Annotated in this window: 15 protein-coding genes and 1 pseudogene; 7 read left to right on the top strand and 9 right to left on the bottom strand. The window is 64.2% G+C overall.

What is annotated here, in order from left to right; translation table 11 throughout:
* Positions 1-20: 20 nt before the first annotated feature.
* Genes pstC through pstB form a run of 3 tightly spaced genes read left to right on the top strand, consistent with a single transcriptional unit; the run spans position 21 to position 2,753 of the window.
* Positions 21-1,052, top strand: coding sequence for a phosphate ABC transporter permease subunit PstC (gene pstC / locus DB708_RS03430; RefSeq protein ID WP_108920504.1), 1,032 nt, complete (start codon positions 21-23; stop codon positions 1,050-1,052).
* Positions 1,049-1,963 carry a phosphate ABC transporter permease PstA gene (gene pstA / locus DB708_RS03435; RefSeq protein WP_108920505.1) on the top strand — a complete coding sequence of 305 codons (915 nt, stop codon included), beginning with the start codon at positions 1,049-1,051 and terminating at the stop codon, positions 1,961-1,963. Before pstC ends, pstA begins: the two co-directional genes overlap by 4 nt.
* Positions 1,964-1,976: 13 nt before the next feature.
* Entirely contained in the window at positions 1,977-2,753 is a 777-nt protein-coding gene (pstB, locus tag DB708_RS03440; protein WP_108920506.1) for a phosphate ABC transporter ATP-binding protein PstB, read from the top strand.
* Here pstB and phoU read toward each other — a convergent pair.
* The 5 genes from phoU to DB708_RS03465 all read right to left on the bottom strand — a co-directional run bounded on the left by phoU (position 2,750) and on the right by DB708_RS03465 (position 8,769).
* On the bottom strand, positions 2,750-3,424 hold the full coding sequence (gene phoU / locus DB708_RS03445) for a phosphate signaling complex protein PhoU (protein ID WP_108920507.1): 675 nt from the start codon (positions 3,422-3,424) through the stop codon (positions 2,750-2,752). The genes pstB and phoU overlap by 4 nt on opposite strands.
* A gap of 57 nt (positions 3,425-3,481) precedes the next feature.
* Entirely contained in the window at positions 3,482-5,635 is a 2,154-nt protein-coding gene (locus DB708_RS03450) for an LCP family protein (RefSeq protein WP_108920508.1), read from the bottom strand.
* Between the two features lie 222 nt (positions 5,636-5,857).
* The gene (gene dusB / locus DB708_RS03455) at positions 5,858-6,991 is read right to left on the bottom strand and encodes a tRNA dihydrouridine synthase DusB (RefSeq protein WP_108920509.1); all 1,134 of its coding nucleotides are present in this window, start codon (positions 6,989-6,991) and stop codon (positions 5,858-5,860) included.
* A gap of 6 nt (positions 6,992-6,997) precedes the next feature.
* Entirely contained in the window at positions 6,998-8,020 is a 1,023-nt protein-coding gene (locus DB708_RS03460) for an acyl-ACP desaturase (protein WP_108920510.1), read from the bottom strand.
* A 137-nt stretch (positions 8,021-8,157) separates the two neighbouring features.
* Positions 8,158-8,769: a TetR/AcrR family transcriptional regulator gene (locus DB708_RS03465; protein ID WP_108920511.1), complete on the bottom strand. Its 612-nt coding sequence runs from the start codon at positions 8,767-8,769 to the stop codon at positions 8,158-8,160.
* Between the two features lie 68 nt (positions 8,770-8,837).
* On the opposite strand from DB708_RS03465, the gene DB708_RS03470 reads away from it, so the two are divergent.
* Positions 8,838-9,902: an oxygenase MpaB family protein gene (locus DB708_RS03470; protein ID WP_108920512.1), complete on the top strand. Its 1,065-nt coding sequence runs from the start codon at positions 8,838-8,840 to the stop codon at positions 9,900-9,902.
* 9 nt (positions 9,903-9,911) lie between these two features.
* Here DB708_RS03470 and DB708_RS03475 read toward each other — a convergent pair whose 3' ends face one another.
* Positions 9,912-10,472, bottom strand: coding sequence for a nucleoside deaminase (locus tag DB708_RS03475; protein WP_409347548.1), 561 nt, complete (start codon positions 10,470-10,472; stop codon positions 9,912-9,914).
* A 62-nt stretch (positions 10,473-10,534) separates the two neighbouring features.
* Between DB708_RS03475 and DB708_RS03480 the strand changes: the two are divergent.
* Positions 10,535-11,431, top strand: a pseudogene (locus DB708_RS03480) (class I SAM-dependent methyltransferase); the annotation flags it as partial.
* Between the two features lie 12 nt (positions 11,432-11,443).
* Here DB708_RS03480 and DB708_RS03485 read toward each other — a convergent pair.
* Positions 11,444-12,253, bottom strand: coding sequence for a TIGR04255 family protein (locus tag DB708_RS03485; RefSeq protein ID WP_108920514.1), 810 nt, complete (start codon positions 12,251-12,253; stop codon positions 11,444-11,446).
* Between the two features lie 188 nt (positions 12,254-12,441).
* On the opposite strand from DB708_RS03485, the gene DB708_RS03490 reads away from it, so the two are divergent.
* On the top strand, positions 12,442-13,347 hold the full coding sequence (locus DB708_RS03490; protein ID WP_108920585.1) for a helix-turn-helix transcriptional regulator: 906 nt from the start codon (positions 12,442-12,444) through the stop codon (positions 13,345-13,347).
* Here the strand turns inward: DB708_RS03490 and DB708_RS03495 are convergent.
* Both DB708_RS03495 and DB708_RS03500 read right to left on the bottom strand, forming a co-directional pair.
* Positions 13,328-14,761 (bottom strand): aldehyde dehydrogenase family protein, encoded by a 1,434-nt coding sequence (locus tag DB708_RS03495; RefSeq protein WP_108920515.1) that lies wholly within the window; start codon positions 14,759-14,761, stop codon positions 13,328-13,330. The two genes, DB708_RS03490 and DB708_RS03495, sit on opposite strands and share 20 nt — an antisense overlap.
* A gap of 4 nt (positions 14,762-14,765) precedes the next feature.
* Positions 14,766-16,343, bottom strand: a complete 1,578-nt coding sequence (locus tag DB708_RS03500; RefSeq protein ID WP_201263404.1) for a GMC family oxidoreductase — start codon at positions 16,341-16,343, stop codon at positions 14,766-14,768.
* Positions 16,344-16,507: 164 nt separating this feature from the next.
* Between DB708_RS03500 and DB708_RS03505 the strand changes: the two genes are divergently transcribed.
* The gene (locus DB708_RS03505) at positions 16,508-17,104 is read left to right on the top strand and encodes a cadmium resistance transporter (protein ID WP_235616598.1); all 597 of its coding nucleotides are present in this window, start codon (positions 16,508-16,510) and stop codon (positions 17,102-17,104) included.
* The last annotated feature ends 169 nt before the right edge of the window (positions 17,105-17,273 follow it).

A 17,273-nucleotide genomic window follows, 5' to 3' on the forward strand; every position in this document is an offset into this window, starting at 1 on the left:
CCAGCAGTGATGGATTCACAGTGACTACGCCAGATCCAGCCCGGGCGGCTTCGGGTGCGGTCGTTGCCGGGCGCTATGCGGGGGCACCGGTCGTACCGATCCGCTCATGGAACGGCGCTCAGCCCCGTTTCGGGGACCGGATCTTTCGCAAATTAGCGGAGTCCTCGGGGGTACTGATCGCCGTCGTGGTCGTTGCGATCGGCGGCTTCCTGCTGTTGCGTGCGGCACCGGCGTTCAAGCGCAATCAAGAGGACTTCTTCACCTACCGCGGCAACTGGGTTACGACCAACACCTCGACGATGCACTTCGGCATCCTCGATCTGCTGCAGGTGACGGTGTTCGTCTCGGTGTTCGCCTTGATCCTGGCCATGCCGGTCGCGCTGGGCGTCGCCATCTTCCTCACCCAGTACGCACCGCGGCGGCTCGCCGGGCCGTTGGCTTACACCGTCGATCTGCTGGCCGCGGTTCCCTCGATCATCTACGGCGCCTGGGGCCTCTATGTACTGGCCCCGCAACTGGAACCGGTCGCGACCTGGCTGAATCAGAACCTGGGCTGGTGTTTCCTGTTCGCCGACGGCACGGCGTCGGTGGCCGGTGGCGGCACCCTCTTCACCGGCGGCATCGTGCTGGCCGTGATGATCCTGCCGTTCATCACCGCGGTCACCCGCGAGGTTTTCGTGCAGACACCACACGAGCAGGTTGAGGCCGCACTGGCGCTCGGCGCCACCCGCTGGGAGGTAGTCAAGACGACGGTGCTGCCGTTCGGGCGGTCCGGGTACGTCAGCGGCGCGATGCTGGGTCTGGGCCGCGCCCTGGGTGAAACGGTCGCACTGCTGATCATTTTGCGCGGCACTCAAAAGGCGTTCGGTTGGTCGCTATTCGATGGTGGCTCGACCTTCGCGACCAAGATCGCGGCCACCGCATGGGAATTCGATGACCGATACAAGGCCGGCGCCTATATCGCAGCCGGTCTGGTGCTTTTCGTGCTGACCTTTGTGGTCGACGCGGTGGCGCGCGGTGCGGTTGCCGGAACCAGGAGGGGCAGGCGATGACTTCGATCTTCGACCGTCCCCTCAAAGCGCGCCGGCTGTCCGGACTTGGCAGGCGTCGCCGGATCTCGAACATCGTTGCGACCGTATTGGTCTCGCTATCGATGCTGATTGCGCTGGCGCCATTGCTGTGGGTGCTCATCGAGGTTGTCGCCAAGGGGTTCAAGGCGATCGCGTCCAGCTCGTGGTGGACGCATTCCCAAGCGGGTACCACGGCTTTTGTTGCCGGGGGAGGTGCTTACCACGCGATTGTCGGCACCGTTCTGCAGGGTTTGGTGTCCGCCGCGATCTCCGTCCCGATCGGCGTCATGCTCGCGGTTTATCTGGTCGAGTACTCCGGTGGTACCCGACTTGGGCGTGTGGCGACATTCATGGTGGACATCCTGTCCGGCGTGCCTTCAATCGTTGCGGCATTGTTCATCTACGCGTTATGTGTGGCTACGCTTGGTTTCCCCCGTTCGGGGTTCGCGGTGTCGTTGTCGTTGGCGCTGTTGATGCTGCCGGTGATCGAGCGGTCAACCGAGGAGATGCTGCGGATTGTTCCGACAGAGCTCCGCGAGGCGAGTTATGCCTTGGGAGTGCCGAAGTGGAAAACCATTGTCAGGGTGGTGATTCCGACGGGGTTGTCGGGCATCGTCACCGGGATCATGCTGGCGCTGGCCAGGGTGATGGGCGAGACGGCTCCGCTGTTGATTCTGGTCGGTTATTCGCAAGCGATGAACTTCGACATCTTCAAGGGGTTCATGGGGACGCTGCCTGGCATGATGTTCAACCAGACAGCGGCGGGCGCGGGCGTCAACCCGGTCCCCACGGATCGGCTGTGGGGCGCAGGGTTGACACTGATCCTGATCATCGCCGTGATTAACGTCGGAGCCAGGGTGGCCTCGATGATGTTTGCTCCCAAAAAGTCCTAGGGAGGAGTGCTGGGTGGCAAAGCGTTTGGATCTCAAAGACGTCAACATCTACTACGGATCGTTTCAGGCGGTCGCCGAGGTGACGCTGTCGATTCTGCCGCGGAGCGTGACGGCATTCATCGGTGCCTCTGGCTGCGGTAAGACGACCGTGCTGCGGACACTGAACCGGATGCATGAGGTCATCCCGGGCGCGCGGGTCGAGGGCACTGTGTTGCTCGATGACGAAAACATCTATGCCTCCGGTATTGACCCAGTCGGCGTGCGCCGAGCCATCGGCATGGTGTTCCAAAGACCAAACCCGTTCCCCGCCATGTCTATTCGTGACAACGTGGTTGCCGGCCTGAAACTGCAAGGGGTGCGTAATCGCACGCTGCTCGACGACGTCGCCGAGCACTCACTGCGCGGGGCCAACCTGTGGGATGAGGTCAAGGATCGGCTGAACCGGCCCGGTGGCGGGCTTTCGGGCGGGCAGCAGCAGCGGTTGTGCATCGCGCGGGCGATCGCCGTGCAGCCCGATGTGCTGCTGATGGACGAGCCGTGCTCGGCGCTGGACCCGATCTCGACGATGGCGATCGAGGAACTGATCAGCGAGCTCAAACAGGACTACACCATCGTCATCGTCACGCACAACATGCAGCAGGCCGCTCGCGTCAGCGATCACACGGCGTTTTTCAACCTGGAAGCAGCGGGGAAGCCGGGCCGGCTCATTGAGATCGACGATACCGAGAAGATCTTTTCCAATCCGTCTCAGAAGGCCACCGAGGACTACATCTCCGGTCGCTTCGGCTAGTTTGCGGCGACCGGGGGCGTCGCTTCGTCTTCGGGCAATTTACCCGTCGCCTGGAAGATGACCCGTCTGGCCACCTCGACCGCATGGTCGGCAAAGCGTTCGTAGAAACGGCCCAGCAGCGTCACGTCGACGGCCGCGGCCACGCCGTGTCTCCATTCGCGGTCCATCAGCACCGAGAACAAATGCCGGTGCAGATCGTCCATCGCGTCGTCTTCTTCGCGTATCCGGGCCGCTTTTTCCGGGTCGCGGGACAACACAACCTCTTGCGCGCTGTTGCCTAATTCGACTGCGACTCTGCCCATTTCGGCGAAGTACCCGTTGACTTCCTCGGGCAATGTGTGCTGAGGGTGGCGCCGGCGGGCGATCTTGGCAACGTGCAGCGCGAGCGCGCCCATCCGGTCGATGTCGGCCACCATCTGGATGGCACTCACAATGGACCGCAGGTCGCCGGCCACCGGCGCCTGCAGTGCCAGCAGGACGAAGGCGCTCTCCTCGGCCTCGGCGCTCAGAGTCGCGATCTGTTCGTGGCCGGAGATCACCTGTTCGGCGAGGACGAGATCGGCCTGCAGGAGTGCCTGGGTCGCTTGCTCCATGGCTACCCCTGCCAGTCCGCACATCTCGCCAAGGCGCTCGGACAATTCCGAGAGTTGCTCGTGGTAGGCGGTCCGCATGCTGCCAAGCCTACTTACTCGGCGTCGGAAACGGCGGCCTACGTCAGCGAATTATGGTTATTCACAGGTGGTATCGGCGGCGTTAGTCACCGTCAGATCGTCCGGCAATTTGGTTGGCGTGCTGCCCGGACTGCGGTCGATCTGGACGCTGAGCGACGAGCCGCTGGGTGCGGGAGCGGTAACCGCCTTGAAGTCGGGACCCAGCACCACCTGGACGACCTGACCGTAGCCGGAAACCCGCGCAACCTTCGAATTAGCGAACGCCGAGGCAACCGTCGCGGCCGCCTGCTCGTTGCCGGGCGAGAAGAACACCGTCGTGGAGGTCAGCGAACTCGGATAGTCATCGGGCGACATGACGTTGAACCCGTTGCGCTTGAGCGCGGTGGTGGCGGTCGCGGCAAGCCCGCTCTGTGCGGTCGCGTTGGAGACCCGCACGGTGACTTCGTCAGGCGAGGTCGTTGTCACCTGCTCGCGTCGCGCTTCGGGAGCCGTGCTGGGCGGCGGTGCTTTCTTGGTCGTGGGCGCGGTTGTCGGCCCCGAGGTTGGCGTCGTCCCCAGGCTCGCGGCGTTCTGGTCGTTCTCCTCAGGCAGTGGATCGTCGTTGATGATCGCGTTGAAAAGCGCCTTCATGTCGGACGTGCGCGGCGGCTCGTCGCCGTTCTGGTCTGTCACACCGGTGGGCACCGTGACGAACGTGAAGTGACCGGCCGCCATGCCCTGCAACGACTGCCCCAGCTGAACAAGGTCTTTGGTGCCGACATTGTCCACCCGGCTATTGCTGATGAACATGTTGACGACGTTGTTGAGCTTGTTCAGGTCGGTCAAAGTGTCTTCGGAAATCAGCGAACGCAGCAGCGACGACAAGAACAACTGCTGGCGCTTGATGCGGCCGTAGTCGCCGTTGAACTCCGTGGTGACCTGCCGGGCCCGTACGTAGTTCAGCGCCGTCGGGCCATCAATGAGCTGGCGTCCCGAATGTTCGAGGACGGTACCGAGTTCGTAGTCGTGCAGCGGTGTCTTGCTGCACACCTCGACACCGCCGAGTGCCTCTACCATCTTCGCGAAGCCGGAGAAGTCGACGGCGATGAACCGGTTGATGCTCAGGCCGGACAGCTTCTGGATTTCCTTCACCAGACATTTCGGACCGCCGAAGGAGAATGCCGAGTTCAGTTTGGTCTCGGTGTAGATATTCTTGGAACCCCAGGTCTTTGTCTTCTCGTCGTAGAGGGGTCCGTACTTACCGGTATCGGGATTCCAGGCTTCGCACTGCATCGGGGTGATCGCCAGGTCGCGGGGGAACGAGACCGCCACCACGCGTTTGCGGTTCGCCGGGATGTTCACCAGCATCACGGTGTCCGACCGTGCGCCGCCGGCGTCCTCGGTGTCGCCCGCGCCCATGTCGGCGTTGGCGCCGGAGCGGGAGTCCATACCGACGATCAGGAAGTCTTCATCGCCGTACTGACCGCTGGGGTCGACGATGTCGCCGGAATTCGGGTCGAGCGCGTTAACGATGTTGAGCCGGTGGTTCTTCGACGCGCTCCACTGCCATGCGCCCCCGGTCAGGGCCAACGCCAGCCCGGCAAACAGTGCGGTCAGCGATCGAAGCGCCAGCAGTATCGGCCGACGGCGGGACTTGAGCTTCGGCGCCAGGCTTGCCGGAGATTTCGGTCGGCGGGCCTGCTCCGGTTTGACCGGGTGTGACGTACCCGCTTCCTCGACCGGGAGTTGGGACTCGGAGTCGTCGCCGTTCGGGTAGTTCGTGAGCTCGAGGTCGGGAATCTCCGAGACGACGTCGAGTGAGTAGGCCGGGGTATCGATGACCTGGGTGTCCTGCTGGTCGACGAACCACTCCGGATCGGGTTCGGCGGGTTCATCGTCGAGGGCCGCGCGGCGATGACGGGTTCCGGTGGCGCCGGTGCCGACCTTGGCGATCAGGTCGGCGACGCTGACCGCGCCGGAGGAATGGTTTCCGCTGCTGGCGGAGCCGCGGGGTGGGGGCTCGACGGCCTCGGCGGAGAGCTCCGCGGGTGCTTCTGGGTGGGTCTGGTGACGGGGCTCGATCTGCCAACGGTGGATGCTGTCGTCGGCGGGTGATTCGGAGAACCGCTCCCACGGTGCGGCGCTGCGTGCGGCGGGAGGGGTCGGGGTGACCGGTTGGCGGTCGGGAGAGCGGCGGTGGCCAAAAGTGGCGTCTACCTCGCCGTCACTCATATTTCACCCGCCTCCGAAGCTCTGATGCCGCCGTCAGTGATGTCCGTGCGCCAATTCAGCACAGCGCCGCGCTGACAGCGCTGCAACTTCGCTACCCGTTGGGTCGCGCGTATTCAGTAGCCCCTGCGCAGCGGGATAACCAACCGCCGCTCAAGCGCAATCCAGCAAGGTCCACATCGTACTGACTTATCGCCTTGGGCGCGATTTCGAACGGGGTTCGCTTCAACCGCCGGAGTGCATGACATCGGCCCCCGCCGGCACCGTGCAGTCATCGGGGTCGTTCAGCCAGCCTTCGGGCAGGCTGACGCGGGCGGGCGAGCCCTGACGGCCACGCGGCCCGGTCGCCGCCTCCGGGAATGCGACGGTGCCGTCCAGCCTGCCCAGCAGCTCGTCGAGTTCATCGAGCGTCTTGACCAGAGCCAGTGCGCGCCGCAAATCCGATCCGGCCGGGAAGCCGTGCAGATACCAGGCGACGTGTTTGCGGATGTCGCGCATGCCCTTGTCCTCGCCGAAGTGGGCGGCGAGCAATGCGCCGTGCCGGCGCACGATGTCGGCGACCTCGCCCAAGGTTGGCGGAGTGGGGGCCGGGCTACCGGTGAATGCGGCCGACAGTTCGGCGAACAGCCAGGGCCGGCCCAGGCAGCCACGGCCGATCACGACGCCGTCGCATCCGGTGCTGGCCATCATGGTCAGCGCGTCGCTGGCGTCGTAGATGTCGCCGTTGCCGAGCACCGGAATGGTTTGTACCTGCTGCTTGAGCAGGGCGATCTGCTCCCAATCCGCGGTGCCGGAGTAACGCTGCGCCGCGGTGCGAGCATGCAGCGCGACCGCTGCCGCGCCTTCAGCTTCGGCGATGCGGCCGGCGTCCAGGTGCGTGTGGTGTTCGTCGTCGATGCCGATGCGGAATTTGACCGTCACCGGGATGTCAGTGCCTTCGGTGGCGCGCACCGCGGCCGCCACGATCTGGCCGAACAATCTGCGCTTGAACGGCAGCGCCGCGCCGCCGCCGCGCTTGGTGACCTTGGGCACCGGGCAGCCGAAGTTCATGTCGATGTGGTCGGCGAGGTTGTCGTCGGCGATCATCTTGGCCGCCGCGTAGGTGGTGGCGGGGTCGACGGTGTAGAGCTGCAGCGAGCGCGGCGATTCCTCGGGAGAGAACGTCGTCATGTGCATCGTGACGGGATGCCGCTCGACGAAGGCACGCGCGGTGACCATCTCGCAGACGTAGAGTCCGCTGACCGTGCCGACCCTGGCCAGCTCTAGTTCACGGCAGAGCGTCCGGAACGCGACGTTGGTTACGCCTGCCATCGGGGCCAGCACCACCGGGCTGGCGAGCGTGATCGGACCGATGCGCATGCAGTACTACCGGCGGCTCATCACCAGTTTGCCGGCGGTCTGATGCAGCTCGTTTGCGGTGGTTCGCTTGCCGGTGCGGGTTTCCCGGTCGAGCTGGCGTTGCTTGGACACCTCGAACTTGTCGCAGGCCTCTTCGAGTTCTTTGATCAGCAGGGCAAGGTCGTCGCGCAGTGCGGCGGCTTCACCGGTGAAGTCCTCGCGCTCGAAGATGCGCCACTTCTTGAGTACCGGCATGACGACCTCTTCGAGGTGGATGCGGGGGTCGTAGACGCCGCCGACGGCGATGAACACGGCCTTGCGCCGGAACTCGGGCACCTGATAGCCGGGCATCTGGAAGTTGCGCAGGATCTTGTGCAGCGACTTCATCGCCTGATTGGGATGGATCTCGAACCCGGCCTCGCTGACGTCCCGGTAGAAGATCATGTGCAGGTTTTCGTCGGCGGAGATTTTGCCCAGCAGCTGGTCGGCGATCGTCTCGTTGCAGGCTTTACCCGTGTTGCGGTGCGAGATTCGGGTCGCGAGCTCCTGGAACGTGACATAGATGACCGAGTCGAAGAGGCTACTGGCGAACAGATCGGCTCGAACTTGGTGGTTCTGACCCGGACTGAAGCCCCGGTTCACCACCTCGAGGCGCAACTTCTCCAATTCGACGGGGTCGACGGCGCGGGTCACCACGAGGTAGTCGCGCAGCGCGATCCCGTGCCGGTTCTCTTCGGCGGTCCAGCGGTTGACCCAGGTGCCCCAGGGGCCGTCCAGGCTGAAGTTCATCGCGATCTCGCGGTGATAGGACGGCAGATTGTCCTCGGTCATCAGGTTCTGCACCATCGCCACCTGGGCGAGGTCGGAGAGCTTGCTCTGCTCGGGGTCCCAGTCCTGCCCGCCGAGCGCGTAGAAGTTCTTCCCGTCCGACCACGGGATGTAGTCGTGCGGGTTCCAGGGCTTGTGCATGGTCAGGTGTCGGTTCAGGTACTTCTCGACGACCGGCTCAAGCTCATGCAAAAGCTGCAGGTCGGTCATTTCGGCTGACATGACGCCCCCAGTTATCTGTGTCTAATGGTTGCAGTCAATATATCTGTGTCGGTCAGTAGCATCAAGTTCCCACTCGGGCGCGCCGGATCACAACTTGGCGTCGTGATGCTGGGTGGTGACGGCCGGGCGACCGATTGCTACTCGGATACCCCTTCCGGGGGCGGCACATACGGGGCGGCCGTGTTGAAAAGCATGTTGACGCAGTAATCGATGAATTGCTTGCGGGTGGCCCCGAGCTGTCTGTTCAAATACGCGGTGAACAGGCTCGTCAAGCCGCCGACCAGGCTGGTGGCAATCATCTTCTGCAGCACCGGATCGCCGATGTTGGACAGCTTTTTCTGCAGCAGATCGATGAAGCTGGGCATCCACTCCGCGCCCGACTGCGTAAGGATCGGCTCGACGGCTGGAGCCAGCAGCAGCACGCGCCCGCGTACCGGGTCGTCGACCATCAGCTCGACGAACTGCTCGACCGCTTCGCGAGGGGTGTCCGACGATGTGAGCGCCGTCATAGCCCGCGCGCAGACGTCGTCGTACACGGCACGCACGAATTCGTCACGGTCGGAAAAGCTCTCGTAGAAATACCGTTCGGTGAGCGCAGCCTTGCGGCAGACGGCACGCACGGTGAGCGCGGGTCCGCGCTCGCTGCCCAATAACTGCACGCCAGCGGCGATGAGGTTGTCGCGGCGAAGGGCGTGACGACTTTCCAGGGGGACGCCTGACCAACGGCCCCGTCGTTGACCGGACTGCACATCGCTCCTAAGCTTTGGATTGACAACGTACGTAGTCAGAATTTCTGCTAGCTACAGGAAACCCAACAGTGACCAAACATACGTCCGAAGCCTGCCCACTGACCAGCGCCGAAGCTGGTAGCGACGCGACCACTGTCGGCGAGGTGGCAATTTCTCTCGATGGGCCAGACGGCGCCGCCAGCGGGTGTCCGGTGTCCCCGTCGGGATATGAGGCGCCGCCAGTCCCGCTCAGCCCGGATTCCCTGACGTGGCGGTACTTCGGCGATTGGCGTGGCATGTTGCAGGGTCCGTGGGCGGGCTCGATGCAAAATATGCACCCGCAACTGGGCGCGGCAGTTATCGACCACTCGACGTTCTTCCGGGAACGCTGGCCCCGACTGCTGCGATCGCTGTATCCGATCGGCGGAGTCGTCTTCGACCAAGACCGCGCGCCGGTCACTGGCGCCGAGGTGCGCGACTATCACGTCGACATCAAGGGTGTTGACGAACAGGGCCGCCGCTATCACGCATTGAACCCCGACGTCTTTTACTGGGCGCACGCCACATTCTTTGTCGGCACAATCCATGTGGCCGAACGGTTTTGCGGCGGGCTGACCGAGGCGCAGAAACGTCAGCTGTTCGACGAGCACGTCGACTGGTACCGGATGTACGGCATGAGCATGCGCCCGGTGCCGGCATCCTGGGAGGAATTTCAGACCTACTGGGATCACATGTGCAGCAACGTGTTGGAGGACAATTGGGCCGCCCGCGCCGTTCTCGATCTGACTGAGCTCCCCAAACCTCCTTTCGCCCAATGGCTTCCGGATGGGTTGTGGGCGGCGCAACGAAAACTCGTGGCACCGCTCTTCGTCTGGTTCACCGTCGGTCTCTACGATCCATCAGTGCGGCAACTGATGGGCTACCAGTGGTCGCGCCGCGACGAATGGCTGCACCGGCGGTTGGGTGACTTCGTTCGTCTCGTCTTCGCTTGTGTGCCAGCACGATTCCGCAAGCACCCGCGGGGCAGGGCCGGTTTGGATCGGGCGTCCGGACGGATCCCGGTCGACGCGCCGCTCGTGCACACACCTGCGCGCAACCTGCCGCCGGCCGACGAGCGCGACAACCCAATGCATTACTGCCCCAAGGTTTCCTAGGGCGCGATCTCAGTCCGCCGGGACGACCGTCGATTTGCGTTCGCCGCCGTTGCGCTCATTCCACAACCGGTAGACGTCCACGGCGGCGTCTTGGGGCTGGTATCGCATGGGCAGCCTCCGCTGGTTCCAGCTCTTCGAGAACTCATCGTAAAACGTTGAGACCTCAAAATATTTGCGGTCATCGAGGTAGTACTGCTCATAGGATTCGCGCTCGATCAAGAAGACGACTTCCTTGGGCGAGCAGTAGTAGAGCGAGCCCAAGCACATCGGACACGGATGGGCCATCACGTAAATGGTGGCGTCGATGAGGTGCTCGGTGCCCAGCTTCATGCAGGCCTCTCGGATCGCCAGGATCTCGGCGTGGGCGGTCGGATCGTTGGTCTGGGCGACTTTGTTGGCGCTCTCGGCGAGCACTTCGCCGTCTTTGACGATCACCGTCGCGAACGGGCGGCCACCTTCGGCGACGTTTCGGCGGGCCAGGTCGATGGTCCGTTGGGCAAAATCGGTCACGGGTCCTCCGGCGCGTGAGCAGCAGATAATTCGGAGGGTAGTCCCGGCAGTTTCGGGCACCGGTGCTGTGGTAATAACTAGCTTATCTATGTTTGTTTGGAATTCGGAGTTAAGGGAGGACCATGGCGCGCGCCGATAGTGATCGCTGGGATCTCGCGACGAGCGTCGGGGCGACGGCAACCATGATCGCCGCTCAGCGGGCGTTGTCCAACGACGAGAAGCTGATCGACGACCCGTATGCGGCGCCGTTGGTGCGGGCGGTCGGAATAGATGTGTACGTCCGGTTGGTCAATGGCGAGATTCCCGTCGGTGGGGATACCGAATTCGACCCCCGCCGGATGGCCGAGGGGATGGCGTGTCGCACCAGGTTCTACGACCAGTTCTTCCTGTCCGCCGCCCGCAGCGGCGTCACGCAGGCGGTGATTCTCGCCTCGGGTCTGGATGCACGTGCCTACCGCTTGCCGTGGCCGGCGGGCACCGTCGTTTATGAGGTCGACATGCCCGACGTGATCGAGTTCAAGACCCTGACCCTGGCCGATCTCGGCGCGGACCCGACCGCCGAGCGGCGCACCGTCGCGATCGATCTGCGCGACGACTGGGCCACCGCGCTGGTGGCCGCGGGATTCGACCCGAAGGCGCCTTCGGTGTGGAGTGCGGAGGGCCTGCTGGTGTACCTCCCGGACGACGCTCAGGACGCGTTGTTCGACAACATCACCGAGCTCAGCGCTCCCGGCAGCCAGCTGGCTTTCGAATTCGTGCCCGACACAGCGATTTTCGCCGACCCCCGATGGCGTTCACACCACGACCGGATGAGCGAACTCGGCTTCGAAGTTGACTTCAACGATCTGGTCTACCACGGCCACCGCAGCCACCTCGTCGACCACATCAAGCAGCGTGGCTGGGAAGTGTCATCGCACACGGTCAAGGAGCTGCACGCGGCCAATGGATTTCACTACCCCGACGACGAGGTCGCGCAGGCCTTCGCCGATATGACCTACAGCAGTGCGGTGCTCGCGCGATACCAGTCGGTCTTAGCCGAGCAGGCTGTCCCTCAGGCGGTTGGTGAGTATTTCCTGGAACACTGCGCTAGCGGGTTCGTAGAGATTGTGAAAAGTCGCACGAACCGCATCCCGTTCGTATTCGGGGATCGATGCGACCGGGGTCCAAAAGCTGTCGATGTCCAACTGGAAATACGGCCCCGGCTGCGGCGGCAGGGTCCGGCGCAGGTAGTAGTTGGGGTCTAGCGCTTGGCCGATGCCCGGCCCGTAGCGCACGATCATCGAGTTGCCCGGTTGCTCTTCGCGGTAGACGGCGGCACCCTGCCATTCGGTCAGGGCCAACCCGCCGGGCGCGATGCGCTGGGGCCCAAGCAGGGACTCCGCGATCCATTCAGCCCAGTCGACGCGACCGTCGGCGTCCAATGGAACGCGGATCTCCAGGAGGTAGCGCAGACCGATGCGCTCCACCCCGACGATCGACGACACCTGTGAGCGCGCGTCGACGACGCGCATCGTGATGTCGGACAACTCCTCGAAGCTGTAGGGGGCGGTGGTCTCGATGACGATGGCTTGGCTTTTGATCGAGGCGGCCTGCGTGCCGTCGCGGTTGACGTAGCGGGCGAACTGCTCACCCCCCGCCGGTGCCGGGCTGCCCCCCGGGCCCACACCCCAGGCCACATCCTGGGCTTGGCGTTCGATGGGCAGGTCGTCGCTGAGGAGGTGTTTGAGCTCTCGGCTCGACTCCTCGGTGAGGGAGTCCGTTGCGGGGTGACGGATCTCCATCGTTACCAGGGCTGCGGGCGCGTTTTGCCAGGCCGGATCGACACTCACGTGGCGAAGCATAGCCAAAGTCGCCGGGCAGGTCTGGCTAGTGGCGTCCGCCCGCGACCTCGGACCAGTTGTGCCGCCGAACGTTAGTGTGAGAAACGGGACTGATCCCCAAGTCAGCCCGATTGCCAACAACCTCGCGACGCAACAATTGGCGACTTCGCTGCGTGACCGGACAGGAGAATGTTCAGGTGACTCGATCGATGAGCCCGAAGGGGCAGTCGAAAGTGCCGGTTCCGCCTGCAAGCCTCTCGGGCAGTGCCCCGGTCGATAACGAGCTGGGCTTATTTCTTCGTGCGAGTCGCGCAAGGGTGGAACCGGCAGCGGCTGGTCTCCCGTGCGGTGCCTCGAGTCGGCGGGTTCGGGGGCTTCGGAGGGAGGAGGTGGCGGTGCTTGCCGGAGTGAGCGTCGACTACTACGCCCGCTTGGAGCAAGGGCGGGAGCGCAAGCCCTCGCCGTCGGTGATCGACGCCATCGGCCGGGCGCTTCGACTGGCCCCGGATGCCTGCGAGCACCTGAGCCGGCTGGCAGGTCTGAATCCCCGCTTCAAGCCGAACAGCCCGCGCGACCTGGTTCACCCCTCGCTGCTGCGGATTCTGGAGATATGTGCCCCGCGGGCGGCGGCGTACGTGCTGGGCCCGGCCTTTGACCTGCTCGCGGTCAACCCCATCTCGGAGGCGCTGCTGACGCCCTTCGGGGAAGTGCAGAACATGGCGCGGCTCATGTTCACCCACCCCCTGGCGGACACGTTCTTACCTGACAGGGAAGCCATGCAGCGCAACGTCGTCTACTCACTGCGCCTGAACGCGGGACGATTCCCGAAAGACAGCGACATCACAGATATCGTCGCCGAGCTCAGGAACGACTCGCCAACGTTCTGCAGCATGTGGGATGAGCAGGACGTCGGAATACTGCCTAGAGCCCCAAAGGTTTTCCTGCTACCCGAGCTGGGCCGCATCGAGTTGACCTACCAGACGTTCGACGTACTCGATGCCCCAGGGCAACGACTTCGCGTCGGCACCCCTGAGCCGGGAAGCCGTAGCGAGCAAGTTCTGACTCGTCTGGCCGGTTGGACGGCCGAGCGGACTGCTACGGGCCTTCTATCGTGATCCATTGGGTTTCGGTGAACTCCAGCAAACCGGTACGGCCACCAGATCTGCCGTAGCCGCTGTCCTTAACGCCGCCGAACGGCGCCTGGGGTTCGTCATCGAGCGTCGTGCCGTTGATGTGGCACATGCCGACGTCGAGGCGCTTGGCAAGGTCGAGAGCAAGTGGCACGTTGCTGGTGAAGATCGACGCCGCCAGGCCGTAGTCGGTGTCGTTGGCCATCCGCAGGGTCTGCTCGGGCCCGTCAACGGCGACAACGGTGACCAGCGGGCCGAAGGACTCCTCACGCCAGGCACGCATGTCCGAAGTGACGTCGGCCAGCACGGTGGGGGCGAAGCACGGGCCGTCGGCCGTACCCCCGGTTACCAGCGTGGCGCCGGCTGCCACGGCGTCGGCCACCAGGCCGGACAGCTTCTTGATGCTGTCCTGTCCCACGACGGGCCCGAGCACGGTCTTCTGATCGCGGGGATCGCCGCAGGAGAAGGCAGTGGCCCGCGCGACCAGACGCTGGATGAACTCGTCCGCGATGGTGCGGTCGACGATGATGCGTTCGGTGATCACGCACCCCTGGCCGGAGTTGGCGAAGGAGCCGAAGGCGGCGGCTTCGACCGCTCGGTCGAGGTCGGCGTCGGCGAGCACCAGAATCGGCGCCTTGCCGCCGAGTTCGAGGATTGTCCGCTTCAGCGCTGCGGCCGCTTTCTGGGCGATGATGCGCCCCACCCGGGTGGAACCAGTGAAATGCACCAGCCTCACCGCCGGGTGGGCGATCAGCGCATCCACCACGTCGGGGCCGTCCTCGGGTGCATTGGTGATGAGATTGACTGTTCCGTCGGGCAATCCGGTCTCGGTCAGGCACTCGGCGATCAAGCCGTGGGTTCGCGGAGTCTGCTCTGACGCCTTCATCACGACGGTGTTGCCCGCAGCCAGGGCGTTGGGCACCGAGGTGCCGACGAGCAGGGCCGGGGCGTTCCAGGGGATCATGCACGCAACCACGCCGACTGGCTTACGGATCGCCATCGAGGTGCGATTTGGTTTTTCGGATGGAAGGACCTCACCGGTGAGAACCTCGTGGACCGCGCCGGCCGCGTAGCGGAACTTCTCAGCCAGTCCTGAGGTGTTGTAGTGGCCCCAGGCGGCGGGTCCGCCCATTTCGGCGGTGATGGCCTGGAAGATCTCATCGGCTCGTGCTTCGATCCTCTCGGCCGCCGCCCACAAGATTCGCCGGCGCTCATTGGGTGGCAACGCTGCCCACGCAGGAAACGCACGTTCGGCGGCGCCGACAGCGCGTAGGACATCGCCGGGGGTCGCGGCGGCAGCCTGGGAGGCGACCTCGCCGGTGAACGGATTGTGTGTCTCGTAGGTACCTAGGGTGGCTGACTGCTGCCAGGCACCGTCGATCAGCAACAACTGCACCACGTCCTCACCTCGCTCCTGCCAGTAGCAGGTCGGCTCCGCGCTCTCCGATCATGATGGAAGGCGCGTGCGTGTTGCCACGGGGCAAGTCGGGCATGATCGACGCATCGATCACGTGCAGTCCGTCGATGCCGCGGACCCTAAGCATCGGATCCACCACTGCGTTCTTGTCTGTGCCCGCTCGGCAGGTGCCGGCCGGGTGGTTGATCGAGATCAGGTTGTCCCGCACTGACTGCAACAGCACGTTGTCGGTGTCGGTTACCGAGACCTCTGCCTCACCGAGGTAGGCGCGCAGGGCAGGAGCGGACCCGATCTCGGTGATTCGACGGAGTCCCTTGACTAGGAGATCGCGGTCAGCCTGTTCGGCCAGGTACTGGGGGTCGATCAGAGGCTTGGCCCAGGGGTCCGTGGAGCGCAGCCGGAGAGTGCCCCGGCTTTCGGGCTTGAGAAGGACCACCAGACAGGTGAACACCGGGTCTGCGCTGCCCGCGAAGTCCATCACCAAGGGGAAAATCTGGAGGTCCGGGGCAGGAGCATTGTCGCCGCAGCGTAGGAACGCGGCCACTTCGCCGAATGGCGACGCCAAAGGCCCGCTGCGCGTGGCGATGTAGCGATCGACGTTTTCAGGAGTGAAGTCCTCGATCCACGTCTTCCCGTGAATGAGAGGCCAGCGGACCATCGCCGCCGGGTGATCCTGCAGGTTCGCGCCGACGCCGGGCAGATCGTGAACTACATCGATCCCCAGCTCCCGCAGGTGGTCTGCGGGCCCGATCCCCGAGAGCATGAGCAGTTGAGGTGTGCGCAATGCGCCCGCGCACAGCACGACCGAGTCCGCGTTGACAATGATCTGCTCTCCGGTGACGTCGGTGAAGACCACGCCTCGCGCGACGCCGTCCTTCAGTGCGACGCGCTGGACGAGCGCATTGGTGTGAACCGTCAGGTTGGGCCGGTCCCGGATCGAGTGCAGATAGCCGTGTGCCGCGCTGTTGCGTTGACCATCGCGCATATTGGCGAGAAAGAGGCCCACGCCGTCGAGCTCCGCGCCGTTGAAGTCCCGGTTCAACGGCAGGCCGTTCTCAACACCAGCTGCCATGAACGCCAACGAGATTGGATTCATGCTCGCGGCCGTCGTAACGGCGATCGGCCCCCCGGTGCTATGCACATCCGACGTCCCCAGCTCGCTGTCCTCACTGCGCAGAAACCTCGGCAGTACGTCGTCCCATCCCCAGCCCTCCATGCCCTGCGCAGCCCAGTTGTCGTAATCGAGCCGGTGACCCCGGAACCACGCCAGGAAATTGATCGCACCGCCGCCGCCAAGCGTGCGACCCGCGGAGACGGGCACCTCGCGGTGCTGCAGTTCCGGTTGCGGGACCGTCATGTCGCACCAGTCGTACTCGCCGCGCAGAAGATGTCCAACGCCGCGGGGCGCGAGAATGTCGGGGTCGGTGTCCGGACCTCCGGCTTCCAAAAGCAGCACGGTACGGTCCGCACTCTCACTGAGCCGTGCCGCCACCACACAGCCGGCAGCTCCGCCGCCGACCACGACGTAGTCGTAGGTCTCGGGCCCGGGAAGATTCGTATTCATGCATTCAGGCTGAATCAGAGCCCCTTGACGAAGAAGGGTGTGTGAACCTGGTAGCCGCACCCCCACCCTGGGCCCCTGCTTGTCTTGGGGCGGCGACGTCAGCTGACTCGACTACTTTGGCCGGCGGACACGCCAGACACAGATCTTGAGGAGCGCTCGCACCAGTGGATTGGGCAACGGTCGGCAAAGCGGCGGCAATATTCGCCGTAACCAATATCGACGACTTGGTGGTGCTGGCGGTCTTCTTCGGCCCGGCGTCGAGGACCCGATCGGGAGTTGCGCGCGTCATCGTTGGCCAGTACCTAGGTTTCGCGGCAATCCTGGCGGTATCGGTGATTGGCGCCTTCGGTGCGAATCTGCTGCCCGCGTCGGCAATTCCTTACCTTGGCCTCGTTCCGCTGCTGTTGGGTCTGCGAGCTGCACGGAGATTGTGGCGCGAGCGCGCGCAGGACGATCCCGCGGCTGTGGGATCCGCGCGTGGTGCGGGCGGCATGCAGGTAGCGGCGGTGACCTTCGCCAACGGCGGCGACAACATCAGTCTGTACGTGCCGGTGTTTGCGCTAGCTGATGTGCTTGGCACGGCTACCTATATGGGGGTGTTCCTGCTCGGGGTTGGCCTGTGGTGTGTCGCCGGGTGGTTCTTCGCGACACGACAGGCCGTCGCCGCGCTGCTGGCGCGGTGGAGCCACATCATCCTGCCCGTCGTTCTGATCGGGATCGGATCAACGATCCTGATTGAGGCTGGGGCCTTCGGCCTCTGACACACCCCACACGTCTGGTCTGTGCCCCTGTTCAGAGTCGGTTGATGGGTGACGTTTCTGTTTCGGTTGATCCTTGACACTCGTGTTGTGTTTTAGGTGCCTGCGCTGGTGCGCAGGGCCCGTTTGTTTCGTACCTCTCCGGTGCTGGTTCGGGCGGCGGTTTTGACTA

Source organism: Mycobacterium montefiorense (assembly GCF_003112775.1).
GTDB lineage: Bacteria > Actinomycetota > Actinomycetes > Mycobacteriales > Mycobacteriaceae > Mycobacterium > Mycobacterium montefiorense.